At 72.9% G+C, this 21,330-nt stretch carries 16 protein-coding genes and 1 pseudogene; 7 read left to right on the forward strand and 10 right to left on the reverse strand.

From position 1 onward, the window contains the following. Positions 1–2: 2 nt before the first annotated feature. From WBQ80_RS06435 to arfA, 3 genes and pseudogenes are all read left to right on the forward strand, one after another. Positions 3–1,283 (forward strand): DUF993 family protein, encoded by a 1,281-nt coding sequence (locus tag WBQ80_RS06435; protein WP_336570388.1) that lies wholly within the window; start codon positions 3–5, stop codon positions 1,281–1,283. After that, a complete protein-coding gene (locus tag WBQ80_RS06440) occupies positions 1,280–2,170 on the forward strand; it encodes a sugar phosphate isomerase/epimerase family protein (protein WP_336570389.1) in 891 nt (296 codons plus the stop codon). The genes WBQ80_RS06435 and WBQ80_RS06440 overlap by 4 nt, the downstream gene beginning before the upstream one ends. Before the next feature lie 43 nt (positions 2,171–2,213). Then, positions 2,214–3,748: pseudogene (gene arfA, locus WBQ80_RS17015) on the forward strand (arabinosylfuranosidase ArfA). A gap of 20 nt (positions 3,749–3,768) precedes the next feature. Here arfA and WBQ80_RS06455 read toward each other — a convergent pair. Further along, positions 3,769–5,538, reverse strand: a complete 1,770-nt coding sequence (locus WBQ80_RS06455) for an ABC transporter ATP-binding protein (protein ID WP_336570391.1) — start codon at positions 5,536–5,538, stop codon at positions 3,769–3,771. Between the two features lie 45 nt (positions 5,539–5,583). On the opposite strand from WBQ80_RS06455, the gene WBQ80_RS06460 reads away from it, so the two are divergent. Next, the gene (locus WBQ80_RS06460) at positions 5,584–6,969 is read left to right on the forward strand and encodes a GNAT family N-acetyltransferase (protein ID WP_336570392.1); all 1,386 of its coding nucleotides are present in this window, start codon (positions 5,584–5,586) and stop codon (positions 6,967–6,969) included. 38 nt (positions 6,970–7,007) lie between these two features. On the opposite strand, the gene WBQ80_RS06465 is transcribed toward WBQ80_RS06460, so the two are convergent. The 4 genes from WBQ80_RS06465 to WBQ80_RS06480 form a co-directional block, all read right to left on the reverse strand. Continuing rightward, the gene (locus WBQ80_RS06465) at positions 7,008–8,141 is read right to left on the reverse strand and encodes an AI-2E family transporter (protein WP_336570393.1); all 1,134 of its coding nucleotides are present in this window, start codon (positions 8,139–8,141) and stop codon (positions 7,008–7,010) included. Positions 8,142–8,210: 69 nt separating this feature from the next. After that, a complete protein-coding gene (locus tag WBQ80_RS06470) occupies positions 8,211–9,293 on the reverse strand; it encodes a serine/threonine-protein kinase (RefSeq protein ID WP_336570394.1) in 1,083 nt (360 codons plus the stop codon). A 353-nt stretch (positions 9,294–9,646) separates the two neighbouring features. Continuing rightward, on the reverse strand, positions 9,647–10,213 hold the full coding sequence (locus WBQ80_RS06475) for a MarR family winged helix-turn-helix transcriptional regulator (RefSeq protein WP_336570395.1): 567 nt from the start codon (positions 10,211–10,213) through the stop codon (positions 9,647–9,649). A gap of 62 nt (positions 10,214–10,275) precedes the next feature. Further along, positions 10,276–10,926, reverse strand: coding sequence for an NUDIX hydrolase (locus tag WBQ80_RS06480; protein WP_336570396.1), 651 nt, complete (start codon positions 10,924–10,926; stop codon positions 10,276–10,278). 35 nt (positions 10,927–10,961) lie between these two features. On the opposite strand from WBQ80_RS06480, the gene WBQ80_RS06485 reads away from it, so the two are divergent. Then, positions 10,962–11,771 (forward strand): MBL fold metallo-hydrolase, encoded by an 810-nt coding sequence (locus WBQ80_RS06485; RefSeq protein ID WP_336570397.1) that lies wholly within the window; start codon positions 10,962–10,964, stop codon positions 11,769–11,771. A gap of 58 nt (positions 11,772–11,829) precedes the next feature. Here WBQ80_RS06485 and WBQ80_RS06490 read toward each other — a convergent pair whose 3' ends face one another. The 4 genes from WBQ80_RS06490 to WBQ80_RS06505 all read right to left on the reverse strand — a co-directional run bounded on the left by WBQ80_RS06490 (position 11,830) and on the right by WBQ80_RS06505 (position 15,371). Then, positions 11,830–12,636: a TerC family protein gene (locus WBQ80_RS06490; RefSeq protein ID WP_336570398.1), complete on the reverse strand. Its 807-nt coding sequence runs from the start codon at positions 12,634–12,636 to the stop codon at positions 11,830–11,832. A gap of 28 nt (positions 12,637–12,664) precedes the next feature. Next, positions 12,665–14,215 carry a lipase maturation factor family protein gene (locus WBQ80_RS06495; protein ID WP_336570399.1) on the reverse strand — a complete coding sequence of 517 codons (1,551 nt, stop codon included), beginning with the start codon at positions 14,213–14,215 and terminating at the stop codon, positions 12,665–12,667. Positions 14,216–14,287: 72 nt separating this feature from the next. After that, positions 14,288–14,665, reverse strand: coding sequence for a hypothetical protein (locus WBQ80_RS06500; protein WP_336570400.1), 378 nt, complete (start codon positions 14,663–14,665; stop codon positions 14,288–14,290). 130 nt (positions 14,666–14,795) lie between these two features. Beyond that, a complete protein-coding gene (locus WBQ80_RS06505; RefSeq protein ID WP_336570401.1) occupies positions 14,796–15,371 on the reverse strand; it encodes an NADPH-dependent F420 reductase in 576 nt (191 codons plus the stop codon). Between the two features lie 99 nt (positions 15,372–15,470). On the opposite strand from WBQ80_RS06505, the gene WBQ80_RS06510 reads away from it, so the two are divergent. After that, the gene (locus WBQ80_RS06510; RefSeq protein WP_336570402.1) at positions 15,471–15,992 is read left to right on the forward strand and encodes a MarR family winged helix-turn-helix transcriptional regulator; all 522 of its coding nucleotides are present in this window, start codon (positions 15,471–15,473) and stop codon (positions 15,990–15,992) included. A gap of 165 nt (positions 15,993–16,157) precedes the next feature. Then, a complete protein-coding gene (locus WBQ80_RS06515; RefSeq protein ID WP_336570403.1) occupies positions 16,158–17,378 on the forward strand; it encodes a hypothetical protein in 1,221 nt (406 codons plus the stop codon). Positions 17,379–17,396: 18 nt separating this feature from the next. Here the strand turns inward: WBQ80_RS06515 and WBQ80_RS06520 are convergent, their stop codons facing one another. Further along, positions 17,397–21,212 carry an adenylate/guanylate cyclase domain-containing protein gene (locus tag WBQ80_RS06520; protein WP_337282497.1) on the reverse strand — a complete coding sequence of 1,272 codons (3,816 nt, stop codon included), beginning with the start codon at positions 21,210–21,212 and terminating at the stop codon, positions 17,397–17,399. Positions 21,213–21,330 lie beyond the last annotated feature (118 nt).

Genomic DNA, 21,330 nt, shown 5'->3' on the forward strand with positions numbered 1-21,330 from the left:
CGATGACCGCGCTCACGCTCCTCGACCCGGACGGCGGGCTGCGCGCGATCGCGCTCGCGCCCGCGCCGACGTTCCCCAGGCCCCGGAAGCCGCTGCGGTCGCGAGTGGCGTACGCGGCGGCGCACGTGGTGCCCAAGGCGCACGCCGACAACACCCCCGGGCGGCCCGCCGACATCGACTGGGACGCGACGCTCGCGTTCCGCCACCACGTCTGGTCGTGGGGACTCGGCGTCGCGGACGCCATGGACACCGCGCAGCGCAACATGGGCCTCGATGCGGCCGCGACGCGCGAACTCATCTCCCGCAGCGCCGCCGAGGCGGCGTCGGCGGGCGGCAGCCTCGTCGTCGGCGTGAATACGGACCACGTCGACGACGAGACCCTCTCCCTCGAGCAGGTGATCGACGCCTACACGGCGCAGCTGCACCACGCCGAGGACGCCGGCGCCGGTGCCGTGCTCATGGCCAGCCGCCACCTCGCCCGCACCGCGCAGAACGCCGACGACTACCGCCGCGTCTACCGCGAGGTGCTCGCCGCCGCGGGCGCGCCCGTGGTGCTGCACTGGCTCGGCACCGCCTTCGACCCCGCGCTCGAGGGCTACTTCGGCTCCACCGACACCGATGTCGCGGCGGCGACGCTGCTCCAGGTCGTCGAGGCCAACCGCGACAAGGTGCAGGGCGTCAAGATGAGCCTCCTCGACGCCGACGCCGAGATCGCCGTGCGCCGGCGGCTGCCCGCATCGGCGCGCATGTTCACCGGCGACGACTTCCACTACGTCGGACTCATCGAGGGCGACTCGTCGACGGGCTCGGGGCAGGCCGGGCACTCCGACGCGCTGCTCGGCGCGTTCGCCGCGCTCGCCCCCAACGCGTCGGCCGCGATCCAGTCGCTCGATGCGGAGGACGTCGAGGGGTACCGCGCCATCCTGGGCCCGACCGAGGCGCTCTCCCGTCAGGTGTTCGCCGCGCCGACCTACTACTACAAGACGGGCGTCGCGTTCCTGTCGTGGCTCAACGGCCACCAGGCCGCGTTCCAGATGGTGGGCGGCCTGCACGCCGCTCGCAGCCTCCCGCACCTGTCCCGGATCGTCGAGCTCGCGAACGCCTCGGGCGCGCTCGAGCGTCCCGAGCTCGCGGCGGCGCGCTGGCACGAGCTGCTCACGATGAACGGCGTCGACGTGGCCGCGGCGCGCCCGGCGGCATCCGGCCCCACGGATGCGGCGTCCCCGACCACCGGGGCTCCGGCCCCCGCCGCCCGGCCCTCGACCGAGGCGGTGCCGGCATGACCGCCCACCCCCGCCTGTCGCTGAACCAGGCGACGATCAAGCACGCGACGCTCGAGGAGGCGCTGCAGGTCGCCGCCGGGGCAGGGTACCGGGCCATCGGGCTGTGGCGCGAGCCCGTGCACGCGATCGGGCTCGCCGAGGCATCCGCTCGCCTGGCCGACTCGGGGCTGCGGTTCACGAGCCTCTGCCGCGGCGGGTTCTTCACCATGCCCGAGGGACCGGAGCGCCGCGCGTCCATCGACGACAACCGCCGCGCGATCGAGGAGACCGCGACGCTCGCCTCCGCCGGCGCGCCCGGATCCACCCCCGTCCTGGTGCTCGTCGCGGGCGGCCTCCCCGAGGGCTCGCGCGACCTCGACGCTGCGCGCTCCCGCGTCGCCGACGCGCTGGCCGAGCTCGCGCCCGTGGCGGAGGCGGCCGGAGTGCAGCTCTCGATCGAGCCGCTGCATCCCATGTACGCGTCCGATCGTGCGGTCGTCTCCACGCTCGGGCAGGCCCTCGACCTGGCCGCGCCCTTCGCGCCCGAGGTGGTCGGCGTCGAGGTCGACACCTTCCACGTGTGGTGGGACCCGGACGTGCTCGACCAGGTCGCGCGCGCCGGCCGCGAGGAACGCATCGCGAGCTACCAGGTCTGCGACTGGGCCACGCCGCTGCCGGCCGACGTGCTCCTCTCCCGGCACTATCCGGGCGACGGCGTGATCGACTTCGCGTCGTTCACGCAGGCGGTCGAGGCGACCGGGTACGACCGCGACATCGAGGTCGAGCTCTTCAACGCCGATATCTGGGCGTCCCCGTTCGCCGAGGTCGTCGCCCGCACGGCGGCATCCTTCGACGCCGTGGTCGCGCCGCACCTCGCAGCGGCGTCCGCCGGCGCCGCGGCGCGCTAGCCTGACCGGGCACGCCCACCCGCACGCCCCTGGAGTCCCCGCGATGACGCAGTCCGCCCGCATCACCGTCCATCCTTCGTTCGTCGTCGGCGAGATCGACCGGCGGGTCTTCGGCTCGTTCGTCGAGCACCTCGGTCGCGCGGTCTACACGGGCGTGTTCGAGCCGGGACACCCGACGGCCGACGCCGACGGCTTCCGCGAGGACGTCCTCGACCTCACGCGCGAGCTCGGCACGAGCCTCGTGCGCTACCCCGGCGGCAACTTCGTGTCGAACTACTTCTGGGAGGACGGCGTCGGCCCGGTCGACGAGCGCCCGGCTCGCATCGACCTCGCCTGGCGCACGATCGAGCCGAACACGTTCGGCACCGACGAGTTCATGCGGTGGGCCCGCAGGGCCGGCGTCGAACCGATGATGGCCGTGAACCTCGGCACGAGGGGCGCGGATGCCGCGGCGAACCTCGTCGAGTACTGCAACGTCCCGGGCGGGACGGCGTGGAGCGACCGGCGCCGCGCCGATGGCGCCGAGGAGCCGTACGGTGTGAAGCTGTGGTGCCTCGGCAACGAGATGGACGGCCCGTGGCAGATCGGCCACAAGACCGCCGACGACTACGGCAGGCTCGCGAGCCAGGCGGCGCAGGCCATGCGCCGGGTCGACCCCTCGATCGAGTTCGTGGTGTGCGGCTCGTCGAGCCGTGAGATGGCGACGTTCGGCGAGTGGGAGCGGGTCGTGCTCGAGCACACCTTCGACGACGTCGACTACATCTCGGTGCACGCCTACTACCAGGAGCGCGACGGCGACCGCGCCTCCTTCCTCGGCTCCGCGGCGTCGTTCGAGGCGTTCATGCACGAGGTGATCGCGACCGCCGACGCGGTCGCCGCCCGGCGCCATTCCGACAAGCGCGTCCGACTCTCGGTCGACGAGTGGAACGTCTGGTACATCGACGAGTTCGCGGGCGAGGAGAACCTCGACCTGCTCGAGCAGCCTCGCCTCATCGAGGACGTCTACTCGGCCCTCGACGCCGTCGTCGCCGGGACCTGCTCGCGACGCTCGTCCGCAATGCCGACCGCGTCGCGGTCGCGTGCCTCGCGCAACTCGTCAACGTCATCGCGCCCGTGCTCACCGAGCCCGGCGGCGATGCGTGGAAGCAGGCCACGTTCCACCCCATCGCGCTCACCGCGCAGCACGCGCGCGGCGTCGCGCTCGACGCGCGCGTCGAGGCCCCGGCGTTCGCGACCGCGAGGCACGGCGAGGTTCCGGGGGTGTCCGCCACCGTGACGTGGGATGCCGCATCGGGCTCGCTCGTCGCGCTGCTCGTGAACCGCACGGCCGACGCCGTCGAGGCGCGCGTGGAGCACCTCGGGTTCGCCGATGTCGCCCTCGCCGAGGCATCCGTCATCGGGGCCGACGACAACGTGCGCGGTGCGTCGTCGACCGATGCCGCGGCCGACCTCGCGGCGCGCGGCGCAGCCGCCGCGCCGAAACCGCTCGAGGGCGTCGCGACCGACGGCGACGTGTCGACGGTGCCGTTGCCCGCGGAATCGTGGTCGCTCGTGCGGTTCACGGCCCGGGTCGCGTAGGCCCGCCCCCGGCGGCGGGCTCAGGCCGACTGCACGCGGTACAGCTCGGCGTAGCGCCCGCCGCGGGCGACGAGCTCGTCGTGCGAGCCGACCTCCACGATCCGGCCCCGCTCGAGTACGACGATGCGGTCGGCCGAGCGGATCGTCGAGAGGCGGTGGGCGACCACGAGCGTGGTCCGGCCGCGCATGAGCCGGCCGAGCGCGTCGCGCACCTTCGACTCGGACTCGGGGTCGAGCGCGCTCGTCGCCTCGTCGAGGAGGAGCACGCGCGGGTCGCGCACGAGCGCCCGCGCGATCGACAGCCGCTGCCGTTGCCCGCCCGAGAGGCGCGCGCCGCGCTCGCCGACCACCGTGTCCCAGCCCTCCGGCAGGGCCTCGACGATCTCGAGCGCGTTGGCGTCGCGCAGCGCCGTGAGCACGAGCTCGTCGGGCACGTCGCCGAGCCCGTAGACGATGTTCTCGCGGATGGTCCCCTCGAAGAGCACCGACTCCTGCGGCACGGCCGACACGAACCGGCGGAAGGTGCGCAGGTCGAGCTCCTCCATGTCGACGCCGTCGAGGAGGACCCGCCCTCGCGTCGGCCGGATGAAGCCGAGCACGAGGTTGAGCAGGGTCGACTTGCCCGAGGCCGAGGACCCGACGAACGCGACGGTCTCGCCGGGGCGGACGTCGAGGTCGACGCCGGCGAGCGCAGGCGCCTCGCCGAACTCGTAGCGGACCTCGGCCCGGTCGAGGCGGATGGCGCCGGCGACGCGGTCGACCGTCCGCTTGCCCTCGTTGGACTCGAGGTCCGGCTCCTGGAGCACCTCGGCGATCGACCTGATCGACTCGGCGCCGCGCGCGACGATGGGCAGCAGCATGAGCAGTCCAGTGGCGGCCTGGGTGAGCAGTGCGAAGTAGGAGCTGAGGAGCACCACCTGGCCGGGCGTGATCGGGAGCCAGCCGCTGATCGCGATCCAGGCGGCGAGCACGAGGCACCCCACGCCGAGCAGTTGCAGACTCACCCACGACATCGACGCGAACCGGCCGTTCAGCAGGTCGAGTCGGTACCCGGCCTCGCGCACGCCGTCGGCGCCGCGGGCGACGCGCCGGACGGCGACGTGCTCGAGCCCGTGCGCGCGCGTGATGGGCAGCAGCGTCGCCATCTCGCCGACGCGGGCCGAGAAGTGCTCGACCTCGCGCCGGAACCGCTCGTTGCGCTGGCGACTGCGCCGGTTGAGCACGGCGCGCAGCAGCACCGCCAGCGGGATGGCCAGTGCGTAGACCGGCAGGAACTGCGGCACGTTCACGGCCGTCATGACGATCGCTCCGCCGAGGACCATGGTGGCCGAGAGCAGCGGGTGGGCGGTCTGCTGCAGCATGACCTCGACGTTCTCGACGTCGCGCACGACCTTCGTCTGAACGATCGCCGAGTTGGCGCGCATGTGGTAGCCGATCGAGAGCGACTGGAGGCGCGCGGCGAGGGCGTTGCGGAGGTCGCGCCCGAGGTCGCGCACGGCGCCCATGAACAGCCGGGTGTACATGACGTGGTTGGGGTAGTTCTGCAGCAGTGCGACCACGGCGATGCCCGCCCAGAGCGCGAGGTCGACCGGCGGGCCGCCGGCGACCACCACGTCGATGATCGCCGCGGTGACGACGGGCATGAGCCAGAGCGGGGTGTCCTTCAGCGCGAAGAAGGCGACGGATGCCGCGACCCGTCGGCGACGCAGGCCCAGCAGGCGCAGCACCGAACGGGTCGGACGCCTCGCGTCGACGGCCTGCTCGATCTGGGAAAGCGCTTGCCGTCTCATGGTTCCATTGTGCCCGGCATCGTCTCGGCTCGCTAGGCTGGATCGATGGCGTTCGAACCCCGCTCGATCCCGATCGATCCCGACGCGAAGGCGGCCCTCGCCACGCGCGGCCTCGACTACCGCCTCATCGACCCCGGCGACGCCTCGGCGCTCGACGCATGGATCGAGGCCGACCATCGCGGCTTCCACCACGCCCGGCCCCGCGATGTCGGCCGCGACTACGACCGGGCGGTCATGTCCGAGCGGCGCGTGCACGGCGTCTACGACCCCGACATCGCCGAGCCGGCCGTGCCCGTCGCCACCGTCTCGAGCTGGCCGGCCGGCCTCAGCGTGCCCGGCGGGCGGAGCGTCGACGGATGGGCCGTGAGCTCGGTGACCGTCTCCCCCACCCATCGCCGGCGTGGCATCGCGCGCGCCCTCATGGAGGCCGAGCTGGCCACGGCCGAGCGCGCGGGCGCCGCCGTCGCGATGCTCACCGTGACCGAGGCCACCATCTACGGGCGATACGGCTATGCCCCCGCGGCGAGGTCGGCCACGATCGAGGTCGACCGCCGCCGCGCACTGTGGACCGGACCGGACGCCCCCGGCCGCGTGCACTTCGTCGAGCCCGCGAGCCTCCGCGAGCAGGCGCCCGCCATCGCCCGCCGCGCGGTCGCGCGCACGCCCGGCGAGATCGACCGCTGGCCCGGCGCGCTCGACCGCATGCTCGGACTCGTCGACCCCGAGTCCGATTCGTCGAGGGCGCTGCGCGCCCTGCGCTACGACGACGAGCACGGCCAGGCGCAGGGGTTCGCGACCTTCCGCGTGACGCGCGAGCCCAACCAGCCCGGGTGGGTCGAGTTCGACGTGCTCGCCGCCGCGACCGACGACGCCGAGCGCGCCCTCTGGCGCGTGCTCGTCGAGCAGGACTTCGTCTCCGGGGTGCGCGGCATGCTGCGCTCGGTCGACGAGCCGCTCGAGTGGATGCTCGAGGATCCGCGCGCGGTCTCGGTGCGCGACCTCGCCGACCACCTCTGGGTGCGGATCGTCGACCCGGCCGCCGCGCTCGCCGCGCGGCGGTACGGCGCCGCGGGCGAGCTCGTGCTCGACGTCGACGACCCGCTCGGCTACGCCGCGGGCCGGTACACGCTCCTCGCCTCGGCCGACGGCAAGGGCGTCGTGCACGTGCCGCGCGGCGACGCCGACCCGTCGCCGCAACGCGAACGCGCCCGCGCCCGGAGCGGGGAGACGGGCGGTCGCGCTGCTCGGGCCGCCGAGCCGCGGACGCTGCGCCTCCACGTGCGGGACCTCGCCTCGATCTACCTCGGCGGGGTCCGGCCCTCACTGCTCGCGCGCGCCGGCCGCATCACGGAGGTGTCCCGCGGTGCGGTCGAGCTCGCCGACCGGATGTTCGCCTCGGCGCGCACGCCGCACCTCAGCATCTGGTTCTGACGCGGCGTACGGACGCCGTCCGCACGCGCGTCATCCGCTCACGCGGCGTCCTGGCGCGGGAACACGACCTTCTCGACCACGATGATGAGCGATGCGGCGACCGGGATCGCGACGAGGGCCCCGAGCACGCCCCCGAGCGTGCCGCCCGCGACCGCCGCGATGACCACGAGGGCGCCGGGGACCGACACCGCCCGGCTCATGATGCGGGGGCTGAGCACGTACGCCTCGACCTGCATGTAGACCAGGTAGTAGATGGCCGCGGCGAGGCCGGTCTCCGGCGAGGCGGTGAGGCTCACGAGCGTGATGATCACGGCACCGGTGAGCGTGCCGACGAGCGGCACGAGCGAGCACAGGAACGCCACGAACGCGAGCAGGATCGGCGCCGGCGCCCCGATGACGGTCAGGAACACGAGGCTCAGCACGCCGTTCACCGACGCGAGGCTGATCTGCCCGATCACGTAGCGGCCGACCGAGCCCGTGATCTCCTCGGAGACCTCCGAGAAGCCGTTCCGCGAGGACGCCGGGACGAAGCGGGCCGCGTAGCGCTTCATGGAATGGAGCGACGCGAGGAAGAACAGCGTGAGGATGAGCACGATCGTCGCGCCCGTGAAGCCGCCCAGGATGCCGGCGCCGACCGCGAGGATGCCGCCCGTGAGGTTGCCGATGTTGTTCGGGTCGCCCAGCCAGTCGCCGATCGACGCGATGCCGTCCTCGATCCAGGTCGAGCCGCCCGCGATGCCGCCGATCCACGCGACGAGGTCGCTGTCCTTGACGTCCTCCACGACCTGGTCCCAGTTCTCGACGATCTCGGTGACCTGCGCGACGATGAGCGGCACCGCGGTCGCGATGATCGCGACGAACAGCCCGATCACGACCACGACGACGAGCAGGATCGCGAGCCACCGGGGCATGCCCCGGCGCTGCAGCCAGCTCACCCCCGGGTCGAGGCCGAGGGCGAGGAACAGCGCGAGCGCGATGTAGAGGATGACCGTGCTGAGCTGGGTGATGATCCCGCCGAGGAAGAGCGCGAGCAGCACGCCGAGCGCGCCCACGAAGCCCATGCGGAAGGCCCGTACGCGCACCTCGGGGGTGCCGGGAGGCGCTTCGGCGGTCAGCTCGGCGTGCACGGGCGCCTCGGGTTGCCGGACCGCGCCGGCGACACGTCTCCACATGCCTGCGAACCTACGCGGACCCGGCCGCCGGACCCGGTCGGCGCGCCGCCGGAGCGCCCGACGGGCGGCTCAGCCCAGCGCTCCGGTGGCCGCCGCCACGCCCACGACGATCGCGACGACGAGCCCGACGACGCCGACCGTGAGGCCGCCGACCGCGAGCATCAGGCGCTTCCGCGAGGCGGCCTGGGCCTCCTCGCCGACCTGGAGCCACGACGGGGAGCGGCCCTTCCGCAGCGCGCTCTCGGCGAGCATGGTGCGGATGATGTCGCGCATGGTGCTCGCGACGTCGTGTGCGGTCGGGCGCACGGCGGGGTCGTCGGCGGTCATCGCGGCCAGGAGCGCACGCCACTCGGGCGAGAGCGTCTCGGGGATCTCCGGCGAGCGGTGCAGCCGCGCCAGGGCGGCCTCGATCGGCGTGCCGGAGTACTCGCGCTCGCCCTTCAGGGTCTCGAGCAGCACCAGGCCGAGCGAGTAGATGTCGGTCGCCGGGGTGACCTCCTCGCCGCGGGCCTGCTCGGGCGAGATGTACGCGGCCGTCCCCATGATCGTGCCGTGCCCGGTGAGGCGCGTGCCGTCGATGAACTGGGCGACGCCGAAGTCGGCCAACCTGGTCAGGAGCGTGTAGCCGAACGTCGGCATCTCGCTGATGAGGATGTTCTCGGGCTTGATGTCGCGGTGGATGACGCCCTGGCCGTGCACGTAGCTCAGCACGTCGGCGACCTGCGCCCCGATGTCGGCGACCTGGCGCGGCTTGAGGGGTCCGTCGGCGAGCTGGTGTGCGAGCGACAGGCCCTCGACCAGCTCCATGACGATGTAGCGGCGCTCGACGCCGGCGTGGATCAGGGTCCCGGCGTCGTGCACGGGAACGAGCCCGACGTGCGTGAGACCGCTCAGGAGGTTGATCTCGCGCTCGCGGCGCTGCCGGTCGGCGACGGTCTCCTCGCTCTCGCGGAAGAGCTTGATGGCCACGTGCCGGCCGAGCTCGTTGTCGCGGGCGCGGTAGACGTCGGCCATGCCGCCGGAGCCGATGTGCTCGAGGAACTCGTATCGGGGGGCGGAGTGGTCCTCGGTGCCGTAGGGCGACGCCTGCGCGGCGTACTCCTCCGCGGCCGTCGGGATCGGTGTCTGGGTGGGCGACGGGACGTAGGGCATGGACCGGGGGTCGGTGCGCCGGGCGGGATCCGACTGCAGCGTCGGGTCCGTCCGGGCGGCGGGCTCGCCTCGGAGGGTGGGGTCGGTGCGGACGCCGACTCCATCGATTCCGTGCGGCCCGGGGCGGCGCGGCTGACCTGGGGGTGACGCCTCGCTCATTGCGGCCTCTTCTCTTCGGCCTGCTGGGGACCGAGTTCCACGCCGGCGATGACCTCGAGGCGTGTACCTAGTTTATCTAACTAGTTTTATTGTGGAACGACACTTCACTGGATTCTTCCGAATTCGGATAGCGTCGGCAAACCTGCGCGTCAGGCTTGACGCAAGCCGGGCTGATGTGCCCTCGATGGCCCCGGTCAGGAGGCGGAACGCGCCGAATCGATCGACGACACCGTCGCGCCGGAATCCGCCTCGCGGGGCACGTCGACGCCGGCGTGCTCGCTGACGCTGTCGACGGCGTCGCGCATGCGCTCGAGGAAGTCGAGGACCGCGCCCGCCTCATCGGCCTCGAGCCCCTCGGCGACCTCGATCATGCGCCGGTGCATCTGGCCCAGGGTCGCGCGCACCTCGTCATCGCTCGCGATCGTCGGGGCGATGACCAGGGCCCGTCGGTCGGTGGGGTGCGGCCTGCGTTCGACGTGCCCCGATCGCACGAGCCGGTCGATGAGCACGGTGGTCGACGCCGAGGAGATGCCGAGGTGCGCGGCCAGGTCCTTCGGGCTCACGGCGCGACCCTCGCCCTCGCGCTTGAGGAGGAAGCGGATCGCGAGCAGGTCGGTCTCGCCCATCCGCATCGCGGATCGGGTTCGGCGGCGCATGGCGGCCTCGGCGGCGCGGTAATCGCGCAGCGCGTTCAACACGGCCACGCCCCGACGGGTTCGATCGACGGAATACCAGTACCCCGAAGATCGCTCATCAGCCATGCTTCAACCCTACACGACCTCGATACTAGACAGTCTAGGGATCGACTGGGAGCGCTGGGGCGTCAGGACGAGCGCTCGTACACCCACGGCAGGCCGTGCATCACCAGCCGGTGCCGCGGCCCGCCCTCGGCCGCGTCGTCGACGAACGCGGCGTCCTCGCGCCAGTAGAGCACGCGTCGGTCGTCGCCGAAGCGCCCGACGTACGACTGCTCTCCCGCCTCCCGCAGGGTCGAGAGCACCGAGTCGACGGATGCCGCACCGATCAGCCCGTGCAGCGTGACCCACGTGGGCGGGTAGAGCGTCAAGTCCCCCGCGGCGTGCCGCTCGAGCGCCTCCTCGGGCCGCATCCACGCCGCGGAGACGAGCTCGTCGGCGGCGAGCACGGGCTCGCCCTCGGGGGCCCGTGCGGCGAAGAAGCGGGTCCGCATGCGCTTCGGCACGCCCTCGGGCGGGCTCCACAGCGCGAATCCGACGAGCTCGGCCGGCTCAAGCCCGAGCCCGACCTCCTCGAAGGTCTCGCGCACGGCGGCGCGCCGGGCCGCGGGCTCGGAGTCGATCGGGTCCTCGCCGGCATCCGCCTCGTCGACCGCGCCGCCGGGGAACACCCAGGCGCCCGCGAACGAGCCCCGGTCGCTCGGCCGCTCGGCCAGCAGCACCTCGACGCCCGAGGCGCCGTCACGGAGCAGCACGACGGTGGCGGCGGAGGCATCCATCCGGCCAGCCTAGCCCCGCGGGTACACTGCCGAGCGTGCCCGAGATCGCCGACGCTCCCACGCCCGAAGACGCCCACCCGCCCACCGGGGCGACGCTCGTGCGGGCCCCGAACCCGGGCCCGATGACGCTCGACGGAACGAACTCCTGGGTGCTCCGCGGGCCCGGCGCCCGGCGCTCCGTCGTGGTCGATCCGGGGCCGACGGATGCCGCGCACCTCGCCCGCCTCGCCGAGGGCGGGGTCGAGCTGGTGCTCGTCACGCACCGCCATCCCGACCACACCGAGGCGGTCGACGCGTTCGCCGAACTGACGGGCGCACCGGTCCGCGCCGTGGATCCCGCATGGTGCCGCGGTGCCGATCCGCTCGCCGACGGCGAGCGCCTCGGAGCCGGCGGATTCGACCTCGAGGTGCTCGCGACCCCGGGCCACACGTCGGACTCCGCGTGCTTCGCCCTGCGCCGGCCGGATGCCGCGCAACCCGTCGCCGTGCTCACCGGCGACACCGTGCTCGGGCGGGGCACGACGATCATCGCCCACCCGGACGGCGCGCTCGGCCCCTACCTCGACGCGCTCCGCCGGCTCCGCGCCATCGGCGCCGGTACGGGAGCGGTCACCGTGCTGCCCGGCCACGGCCCGGTGCGGCCCGACCTCGAGGCGATCTGCGACGCCTACCTCGCGCACCGCGCCGAGCGGCTCGAGCAGGTCCGCGGCGCGCTCGACCGCCTCGGGGCCGACGCGTCCGCCGAGGCCGTGACCGACGCCGTGTACGGCGACGTCGACGCCGGCGTGCGCTTCGCCGCCGAGGCCTCCGTACGGGCCCAGCTCGCGTACCTGCGCGGCGAATGAACGAGGGGCGGATGCCGCGCGGCATCCGCCCCTCGTCGTCGGACCGGGACCGGGGTCGTCAGTCGACCGGCTGGACCTCCTTCACGGTGCCCGTGTCGTCGACGTACTGCTGGTGCAGGTGCACGGGTTCCGTCGGCTTCGCCGCGGCACGGCGGCGCTTGCGGGCGGCGGCGGCGAGGTTCAGCAGCTCGACGAAGATCGCGAACGCCATCGGCATGTAGATGAGGGCCTTGTCGATCTTGAACCCGAACCCGTCGGCGATGAGGAACACGCCGATGAGCAGCAGGAACGACAGCGCCAGCATCTTCACGGTCGGGTGCTTGTTGACGAACGCGAAGATGTAGCGCGCCGCGAACAGCATGATGGCGAACGAGAGCACGACGACCGTGATGATCACGATCATGTTCTCGGTCATGCCCACCGCGGTGATGACCGAGTCGAGCGAGAAGACGATGTCGAGCACGAGGATCTGCGCGATGACGGCGCCGAACGTCGCGGTGCCGGCGCCGGTCGTGTGCTCCTCGTCCCCCTCGAGCTTGTGGTGGATCTCGCTCACCGCCTTGTAGACCAGGAAGAGCCCGCCGGCGATGAGGATCAGGTCGCGACCCGAGAAGCCCATGCCCCACAGCTCGAACAGGTCGGCCTTCAGGCTGATGACCCAGCCCGCCGCGAAGACGAGGCCGACGCGCATGAGCATCGCGAGCGTGAGGCCGAGGTTGCGGGCCCGTGCCTGCTGCTCGACGGGGAGCTTGGCGGCCAGGATCGAGATGAAGATGACGTTGTCGACGCCGAGTACGACCTCGAGCACGAACAGGGTGAGGAACACGGCCAACAGGTCGGGCGTGAACTCGAGTGAGAAGTCCATGGCGGACATTCTCGCCCACGCCGGCCCGTCATCGCGTATCGGCCTCGCCCAGCGCGATCGGGGGGATGGCGGTGCCGAGCGGATGACGCACCCACACGTCCCCCGTTCGGCGATGCTCCTCGCGCGTGGCGAAGGCGAACCGCTCGGTCCGCGCGCGCACCGCACGCGGCCGCTCGCCGTCGAACGGGTCGTGCGCGAGCAGCCTCAGCGTCGCGGCGTCCGCTTCGAGGAGCCGCTCGAGGAAGCGCAGGAACCACGCCTCGTGGATGCGCCCGAGCGGGAGGAACCACATGAGCCAGTCGAGCCGCAGGTGGTAGGGCGCGAACTGACGCGGGACGCGCTTCGGATCGCCGGGCTTGCCCTTGAAGCCGTACTCGCGCCACCGTGCGTCGCGATCGCGCGGATCGTCGGCCGTGCCCTCGACGATCACCTCGACGCGCTGCCTCGTGACGGTGCCGAAGGCGCCGTATGCGTTCACGAGCATGAACCGGTCGAAGCTCGCGTTCATCAGCTGCCGCTCCGAGAGCAGGTTCATGAGCGGATGCCGGCTGAGCCAGAGGACGAGCGCCGTGACCGCGAGGACGACGGCGACCCACCAGGGCGGGCTCGCGGCATCCGCCGGCGTCTCGATCGCGTCGAGCGGAAGCCATGGCAGCAGCCGACGGACCGCGTCGTCGCCCACGGCGCCGACGGCGAGCACGATGGTGATCCAGTTCAGCCAGGCGAAGTTGCCCGTGGCCACGAGCCAGAGCTGCGTGGCGACGATGACCGCTGCGGCGATCGTGCGCACCGGCTGCGGCGCGAACAGCAGGAAGGGCACGACGAGCTGCGCGACGTGGTTGCCCACGACCTCGACGCGATGGAACCACGTCGGCAGCAGGTGCGCCCGGCGGCTGAGCGGCCCGGGCATCGGCTGGGTCTCGTGGTGGTAGTACAGCGCCGTCAGGTCGCGCCATTCGCGTCCGCCGCGGATCTTGATCATGCCCGCCCCGAACTCGAGCCGGAACACGAGCCACCACACGAGCACGACCGTGGGCAGCGGCGGCGGGACCTCCCGCGAGCCGAGGAACGCGACGACGAACCCCGCCTCGCACAGCAGCATCTCCCACCCGAAGCCGTAGAACGTCTGCCCGACGCTCACGATGGACAGGTAGAGCGCCCAGAGCGCCAGGAACACGAGCATCGGCACCCAGGGCGGCCCGAGCTGGGGCAGGCCGACGACGACGGATGCCGCGAGCGCCATCCCCGACGCGCACACGGCGACGAGCCGCGCGTCGGTGTAGCCCCACCGCCGGAACACGGTCGGACCGAGGTAGCCCAGGCGTCGCGTGCGCCGGAGGAGGCCGACCTTGGCGCCGGCGCGCTCCTCCCGCTCCCGCGCGCGCCGCTCGGCGCCGCGCACCGCCTCCAGCAGCTCGGGCACGGGGAGCAGTCCGCGCTCGCCGAGGAGGGGCCGGAACTGGTTCAGGGTGGACAGGAACGCGACGACGAAGAGCGCGGCGATCCCGCGCTGCAGCACCTCGCGCGCGAGGTCGGCGTCGCGCGCGTCGAACCACGAGAAAGAGGTCGCCCAGTCCACGGCGTCACGGCGGCCGGGAGGCCGTCGGGGAGCCGGGCCGTCCGGCCCGCTCCCCGCGTCGTACCGCCCGGCTCAGGCCGGGGGGTTGTCCGGGTCGACGGTCTCGACGGTGTCCTGCTCGACCGCGTTGTCGGCCTCGAGGTCGTTCGCATCGGGACCCGCGTCGGTGTCGCGGTCGGTGTCGGACGGGGCGGGCTGGGGGCCCGTGTCGCCGACGCCTCCGGCCGCCGCCTGCTGCGCGTCGCGCGCCTCGCGGTCGGCCGTGTCGGGGTCGAGCAGGGCGTCGCCGTGCCCGCCGCTCGTCGCGCCGCCGATGGTGTCGCTCGAATCGCTCATGCGTCCTCCGCCGATCGTGTTGATCCTGCCGGTGAGATCCGGCGTGTTCTCGTTCAGGTCGCCCGCCGGCGCGAGCCGGTCCTGGCTCTCCCACGGATTCAGGGGGTCTCCCATGTGCGTCACACCTCCTGTGATCACTGCTTCCACGGTGCCCCCGGCCGCCGCGGGCGTCAACGGGTTGACACCCTCGCACGCCGAAGCGCCCCGGGCGGCGGCGCGGGGCGCTTCGATCGATCGCGCGAGGTCAGGCGACGAGTGCGACGCCCGCGTTCCAGCCGACCTTCTCCTGCACGGCCAGGGTGAGCTGCAGGAAACCGACCGACTCGAGCTCGCGAGCCCGCGACAGCGCGCCGGCGTCGACCGCGGCCACGCCGCCCGCGCGGACGACGTCGATGAGCGACTGCTTGGCGAGTTCGTCGTCGCCGGCGACGAGGACGGTGGTCGGCTGTGCGCCGCCCACGGTCTTCGCGGCGAGCGTGGCGGCGAAGTTGGTGTTGAACGCCTTCAGCACGCGCGACTCGGGCAGCGCCGCGGCGAGCTCGGCGGCGGCCGACGAGTCGGCGGGCACGACGAGCGAGTCGAAGGTCTCGAAGTCCAGGGGGTTGGTGATGTCGACGACGACCTTGCCCGCGAGCTCCTCGCGACGCGCCTCGACGATCCCGGCGACCGAGGGGTGGGGCACCGCGAGGACCACGATGTCGCCCGTGATCCGCTGCGCCGAATCGCGGCCGACGTACTCGACGGTGTTGCCGCCTGCCGCCACGATGCCGCCGATGGCGGTGCCCATGTTGCCGTTTCCGATGATGCTGACCGTCGTCATGATGTCCTCTCCGCGCCGAAGACGCGATTACTTGTTCCGACAACCAATACGATAGCGGACTTCAGTTGTCGCGTCAACCAAGTGTGCGAGAATGGGTGCATGACGGATGACACGCGCTGGCTGAGCACCGAGGAATCGGCCGCCTGGGTGCGCCTCGTCGCGCTCGCCGAACTGCTGCCCGGCGCGCTCGACGCGCAGCTGCTGCGCGACGCGCAGATCACGCACTTCGAGTACGCCGCGCTCATGGCCCTGGCTGCGGCGCCCGACCGCACGATGCGGATGACCGCGCTCGCCGCACGCACCAATGCGACCCTGCCCCGCCTCTCGCACGTCGCGCGACGCCTCGAGGAGCGGGGACTCATCCGTCGTTTCCCGTGCCCCGAGGACCGTCGAGCCACGAACGCCACCATCACCGAGGCCGGCATGCGCCTCATCGACGAGGCCGCCCCCGGCCACGTCGACACGGTCCGCCGCAACGTGCTCGACGTCCTCACGCCCGAACAGCTCCACCAGCTCTACGACATCGCGGGCGCCGTCCTCACCCGCCTCGATCCCGACGAGCGGCTGACCGCCACCGCGTGCCAGTTCAGCGAGGGACCCGCCATCGCGCGCGCCGGCTAGCGCCGTCGCTCGCCGCCGATCGACGCGGGGGCGGTCCTCCGGCGCCGAGTCCCCCATTGGTGGGTCGTGGCGCGAGCGGGGCGTGGCTAGGCTGTGCGCGATCGTGACCTGAGGGCTGGCCTCCAGCTGCCCAGATCACCTGTGCTCCAGGAGGCCAGGATGAACATGGTTCGAGTTCTCGCGAAGACCGCGGCGGTGTCGGCTGCACTGCTCCTCGCCGTCGGGGCGACGACGGCGCTCAGCGCACAGGGCGCCGGCGAGGAGACGCTCCGGCTGCACCTCGGGAGCGACGGGACGAGATTCGTCTACAGCAACGGCGGCGACCCGATCACGCAGGCGATCCCCACGCCGAGGAACTGCCGGATCAGCGTGGACGGCCCCCTCGCCACCCTCTCGGCCAGCGACCAGGGACCGGGCCTGAAGGACGGCTCCATCGGCACCAGGTCCGGCGGCTCGACCGGCGTGCCGTGCTCGCGCGTCGATTCCACCGAGGAACTGTCGGTCAGCCTCGAGGGCGTGCCCGACGCGGTCGCCGCATCCCTCGACCTCGAACTCAAGGGCGCCGTCCGCGTCGACGTGGTGGTCCTGCGCAACGGGACCGAGGTCGACACGTTCCAGGTCCGCGCCGGATCCGGGATCACCGCCGGCCAGGGCGTCGACGGGAGCGCCGAGGCGCCGTTCACCGCGACCGCGACGGCGGCGCAGCCGATCGTCAACTGCCGCAACGCCTCCGACTCCGGACCCGACGCCGGGCCCGCGGACAACTGCTACGTGACCATCGAACCCGCATCGGCCTTCGACGCCGTGTCCCTCCGACCCGTGAGCGGCGAGGTCTCGCTCGAGGGCAGCAGGGACTACGGGAACGACCCGGCGTTCGACACGATCTTCACGCTCGGCTCCGGGTTCGACGGCGAACTGGGCTGCACGGAGGCCGACAACACGGCCACGATCGAGGAGGGTGACGTCTTCGGCAGCTTCACGCGCCTCGAGAACACGGACGGCTCCGAGTGCGTGCTCAAGCCGTACCTGCTCGACGTCGACGTCGAGGCCGAGACGCTCAGCTTCGTCCCGGTCGACAACGAGGGCGCCCCGCAGCCGGCCGCCTACCAGGGCACCGTGAGCTTCGGACCGAAGGACTCCGCCAACCCGTTCACCAGCCGGCTCGAGTACGACCAGGACGATGACGGGCCGCTGGACTTCCAGGACATGCCGTGGTGCGCGGGTGATCCGTTCGCCACTCCCGACGTGCCGGGCTCGATCGACACATCGGTGATCCCCGCCGGACACACGTGGTGCATCGTGGCGGAGAGCACCGGGATCGCGTCGGCGACGCAGACGCGGACGACGTGGGAGATCGTCGGGGTCGGCGACCCGAAGATGCGCTGACCGCGGCGCGAGCCGGCGTCATCCCCGCTCGCGCGGGGCGGCGTCGACCACGCCGAGCTCGCGGAGGACCCGGTCGGCCTCCGCCCGGATCGCGCGTGCGGCCGACGGGTCCTCGGAGAGCTCCGACTCGATGAGCCGGAGCTGCGCGATCTCGTACGCCAGTCCCTGCTCGCGTGCCTGGGCGAGCCCGGCCGCGACCGCGTCCCTGGCCTCGCCCGGCCGGCCCAGCGCGGCGAGCGCCTGCGCCCTGGTCCTCGCGATCGTGCTGCCGAAGAGCTCCGCCTCGCCACCCGAGCCGCGCTCCGTCTCGGCCAGCGTGTCCAGGGCCTCCTGCGCCCTTCCCGCGAGGACCAAGCCGTGGGCGACCAGGATCGCGGCCTCGATCGCCGACTGCACCTGACCGGTGCGGATCGCCTCGGCCCGGAGCGCCGACAGCCGCGGCATCGCCCGGTCGTCGCCGCGCAGCAGTTCCAGCCGCCCGAGCTGGATCTCGGCGAAGATGGCCGCGTCCACCAGTCCATGCGCCCGGAGCACGCGGACGGACGGGACGAGCACCTGCTCGGCCTCGTCGAACCGCCCCTGGCTGACCAGGACCTCGCCGATGTTCGCACCGGAGGTGGCCGCCTCGGACTCGTTCCCGGCCCGCAGGAAGGCGTCCTGGGCGCGCGTGTAGAAGTCCACGGCGGCCGTCCAGTCGCCCTCCCAGTACGCCTGTCCTCCCAGGTTGTTCGTCACGACGGCCGTGCCCGGGAGGTCCCCGAGCTCGTCGTAGATGGCGAGCGCGCGCTCGCCGTAGACCGCCTTCGACGACTGGCCGAGCATCACGTACGCGGCGTCGAGCACCTGGTAGGACCGCGCGAGGGCCTCCCGCTCGCCCGAGGCCTGCGCCTCGGCCATCGCCTGCTCGGCGAGGCGGACCGCGGCGGGCATGTGCTCCTGCAGCTGCCGGATCTGCGCGTTGAGCGCGTTCAGGCGCGCGGTCGCGCCCAGCGCGTCCCTGCTCCCGATCCCGCCGACGAGCCGTCTGCCGATCGACAGTTCGCGGTACGCCGTCGAGTACGCCCCCATGCGCGCCCGGGCGCGGGCGCGCTTGAGGAGCAGGTCGGCCGATCGGATGGGGTCGTCGCGCACGAGACGGCTCGCGAGCCGGAACGCTCCCACGGATTCCTCGAAGAGCCCGGCCAGCTCGAGCACGTCGCCGAGCGCCTCCGCGACGTCGGCGACCTCAGCGGGGGGCATGTCCGCGACGTAGCGCGAGGCGACGAGGGCGCGACGGTAGAAGGTCGCCGCTTCCAGGTTCGCGTAGATCTCCTTGGCGTCGTCGCCCGCCCGTCGCGAGAACTCCCACGCCTCGGGCCACCGATGGGCTTCGGAGTAGTGGATCGAGAGCAGTTCGACCCGTCCGGCGGCGCGGTCCGGGGAGCTCGCGCGGATCGCGTCGCCCACCTGGGCGTGCAGCTCGCGCCGCGTCTTGTACGGCAGGCCCTCGTAGGCGACGTCGCGGATGAGGCTGTGCCGGAACCGGACCCAGCCGCTCGCATCGATCGAGAGGAAGTCGCCGAGTCGGCGCAGGGTCCGGGTCAGCCGCGCGGCGTCGTCGGCCGAGCCGCCGAGCACGGCGGGGGTGTGCTCCTGGCGGAAGCCCGCGCCGAGGACGGCCAGCCGCCGCAGGAGGTTGCGGTCGGCGGGCGGGAGCGTGTCGATCCGCGCCGCGATCAATCCCTCCACCGACTGCGGGAGGTAGTCGACCGCGGCGCCGGCCCTGAGTGCGTGCAGCATCTCGAGCAGGAACAGCGGGTTGCCGTCCGCGCGCGCCGCGAGCAGGTCGACCTGGCTCGGGAGGAGCGGGGTTCCGGTCGTCGCACGCTGCAGCAGGTCCCGGGCGCGGGCGAGGTCGAGCGGGCCGAGCTCGATGCGCGTCACGACGGGGTCGTCGGGCGCGACGAAGCCCCCCGGCCCGGGCTGGCGGCTGAGGACGATCAGCCACGGCAGGGGCTCGATCTCGGAGACGAGCGTCGCGAGCAGGTCGCGGGACGCCTCGTCCATCCACTGCGTCCCGTCGATCAGGAACAGGGTCGGCCGGTCGTTCACGGCCCGGAGCAGTGCCGCGACGGCGGAGTGGGTGCGGGCGGGACGGAACCGGTCGCGGAGCTCCGCGACCTCCGGCGAGTCGGGCAGCGAGAGGCCCAGCGGGATGCCGAGCAGGGCGAGCCAGGGCTCGAGGTCGGGCGCGCGCGTCCGGACGAGCCGGGTCAGGGCCTCGGCGGTCGCGGCCGGGTCGGCCTCGGCCAGACCCCAGGCGGCGCGCAGCAGCGCGCGGAACGGGAAGTAGGGCGTCGCGGTCTGGTAGAACCGGCACTCGGCCGTGACCACGCGCTCGGGCCGGGTGGTGGCGAGCAACTCGTACACGAGCCGGGACTTGCCCATGCCGACCTCGGCGGCGACCTCCACGACCCCGCCCCGGCCGTCGCATGCCCCGGACCACGCCCGTGCGAGGATCCCGAGCTCCTCGTCGCGACCGACGAGCGGCGTGCCGGAGACCTCCTCGATCCGGCGGCTGCCCCCCGGCTCCCCCACCGACAGGGCGTGGACGGGTTCCCGCTTCCCCTTCACGAGGAACGGCTCGGGCGCGTCCACCTCGAAGGTCGTGCGCGATCCGTCGAGCACCTCCGGGGTGGCGTAGACCTCCCCCTCGGGCGCCTTCTCCATCACGCGCGCGGCGAGGTTCACCGCGTCGCCCATGATCGTGTAGGTGCGCCGGTAGCCGGGCCCGACCGCACCGGCGAAGACCGAGCCGGAGTTGATGCCGATCCGGAGCGGCAGCTCCGGCGGCGCGTTGCTCCGGATGTCCCCGGCCGCCAGGAGCATCAGCTCCTCGTTGTTGCCCGCGGTGTCGGGCACGCCGGCCGTGAGGATGATCTTGCCGCCGTCCGGTGCGATGTCGGTCGCGAGGAAGGTGACGCCGTGTCCGTCGGCGCATTCCTGCACCGTGGTGACGAGCCGGTCGAGCATGCCCGCGGCCCGCGCGGGGTCGTCGGCGACCATCCGGTCGAACCCGCCGTAGTGGAGGAACGCGATCGCGGCAGGGCGGTGCTCCGGGTTGATGGTGCCGCTCAGCAGGGTCTCGCGCAGCCCGACCGGGATGAACTGCTCGAGGTCGACCTCCGGGCTGCGCGCCGCGCGGAATCCGGACTGCTCGACCTCGGGGGCGCGGCGCAGCAGCGTGCCCGGGCCCGACGACGCGCCGAGGACGGACCGCGGCAGCAGCCGCGCGGTCTCCGGGCTCACGAGCACCTGCGCGGCGGACGCCGCCGCCTCCATCCGGACGGTGCGCGTCGCCCCCGGTCCGGCGATGATGAGCTCGCGGTGCGAGCCGCCGACGAGGAAGAAGTCGAAGGTGCCGCTGTGCACGCCGACCGACATGCGGAGGGCCACCGTGCCGGCGCTCGTCGCGAAGCCGTCGATCCGGCGCAGCTCGGCGCGCATGGCATGCGCGGCCGCGGCCGCCCGGAGGTGGTGGTCCTCGCCGGTGAAGAGCAGCAGCTGCGCGTCGCCGCCGAACTTCAGCAGGTTGGCGCCGAAGGCGTACGCGGCCGGCAGCAGCCGGTCGAAGGTGCCGTCGATGACCTCGGTGACCTCTTCGGCGCCGACGTTCCCGTGGCGGGCGAGGCGCTCGGACATCCGCGTGAAGCCCGAGATGTCGATGAGCGCCATGGTGCCCTCGACGGGACGATGCAGGCGATCCGGCGTCTCCACGTCCCAGTAGCGCACCAGGCGGGCGAGGTACGGCTGGAGCACGTCCGTCGTGTCGGCGTCCGGCGAGGTCTGGGCCACGGGGTTCATCGTGCGATCACGGGGCGCGGTCCACCGCGGCGCCGGCCGGCGCCGACGCGCGTCCGCGGTTGTCGAGCGACACGATGCCTCCTTCGCATCGGGAGACCCCCCGTCAGCC

This window comes from Agromyces sp. CCNWLW213 (assembly GCF_037199545.1).
Taxonomy (GTDB): Bacteria; Actinomycetota; Actinomycetes; order Actinomycetales; family Microbacteriaceae; genus Agromyces.

What these genes read in the sequence shown, in the direction of transcription:
- WBQ80_RS06435 (WP_336570388.1), top strand. Translation starts at nt 3, where the DNA reads ATGACCGCGCTCACGCTCCTCGACCCGGACGGCGGGCTGCGCGCGATC.
- WBQ80_RS06455 (WP_336570391.1), bottom strand. Translation starts at nt 5,538, where the DNA reads ATGAGACGGCAAGCGCTTTCCCAGATCGAGCAGGCCGTCGACGCGAGG.
- WBQ80_RS06515 (WP_336570403.1), top strand. Translation starts at nt 16,158, where the DNA reads ATGGTTCGAGTTCTCGCGAAGACCGCGGCGGTGTCGGCTGCACTGCTC.
- WBQ80_RS06500 (WP_336570400.1), bottom strand. Translation starts at nt 14,665, where the DNA reads ATGGGAGACCCCCTGAATCCGTGGGAGAGCCAGGACCGGCTCGCGCCG.
- WBQ80_RS06490 (WP_336570398.1), bottom strand. Translation starts at nt 12,636, where the DNA reads ATGGACTTCTCACTCGAGTTCACGCCCGACCTGTTGGCCGTGTTCCTC.
- WBQ80_RS06460 (WP_336570392.1), top strand. Translation starts at nt 5,584, where the DNA reads ATGGCGTTCGAACCCCGCTCGATCCCGATCGATCCCGACGCGAAGGCG.
- WBQ80_RS06510 (WP_336570402.1), top strand. Translation starts at nt 15,471, where the DNA reads ATGACGGATGACACGCGCTGGCTGAGCACCGAGGAATCGGCCGCCTGG.
- WBQ80_RS06505 (WP_336570401.1), bottom strand. Translation starts at nt 15,371, where the DNA reads ATGACGACGGTCAGCATCATCGGAAACGGCAACATGGGCACCGCCATC.
- WBQ80_RS06480 (WP_336570396.1), bottom strand. Translation starts at nt 10,926, where the DNA reads ATGGATGCCTCCGCCGCCACCGTCGTGCTGCTCCGTGACGGCGCCTCG.
- WBQ80_RS06470 (WP_336570394.1), bottom strand. Translation starts at nt 9,293, where the DNA reads ATGCCCTACGTCCCGTCGCCCACCCAGACACCGATCCCGACGGCCGCG.
- WBQ80_RS06475 (WP_336570395.1), bottom strand. Translation starts at nt 10,213, where the DNA reads ATGGCTGATGAGCGATCTTCGGGGTACTGGTATTCCGTCGATCGAACC.
- WBQ80_RS06465 (WP_336570393.1), bottom strand. Translation starts at nt 8,141, where the DNA reads ATGTGGAGACGTGTCGCCGGCGCGGTCCGGCAACCCGAGGCGCCCGTG.
- WBQ80_RS06440 (WP_336570389.1), top strand. Translation starts at nt 1,280, where the DNA reads ATGACCGCCCACCCCCGCCTGTCGCTGAACCAGGCGACGATCAAGCAC.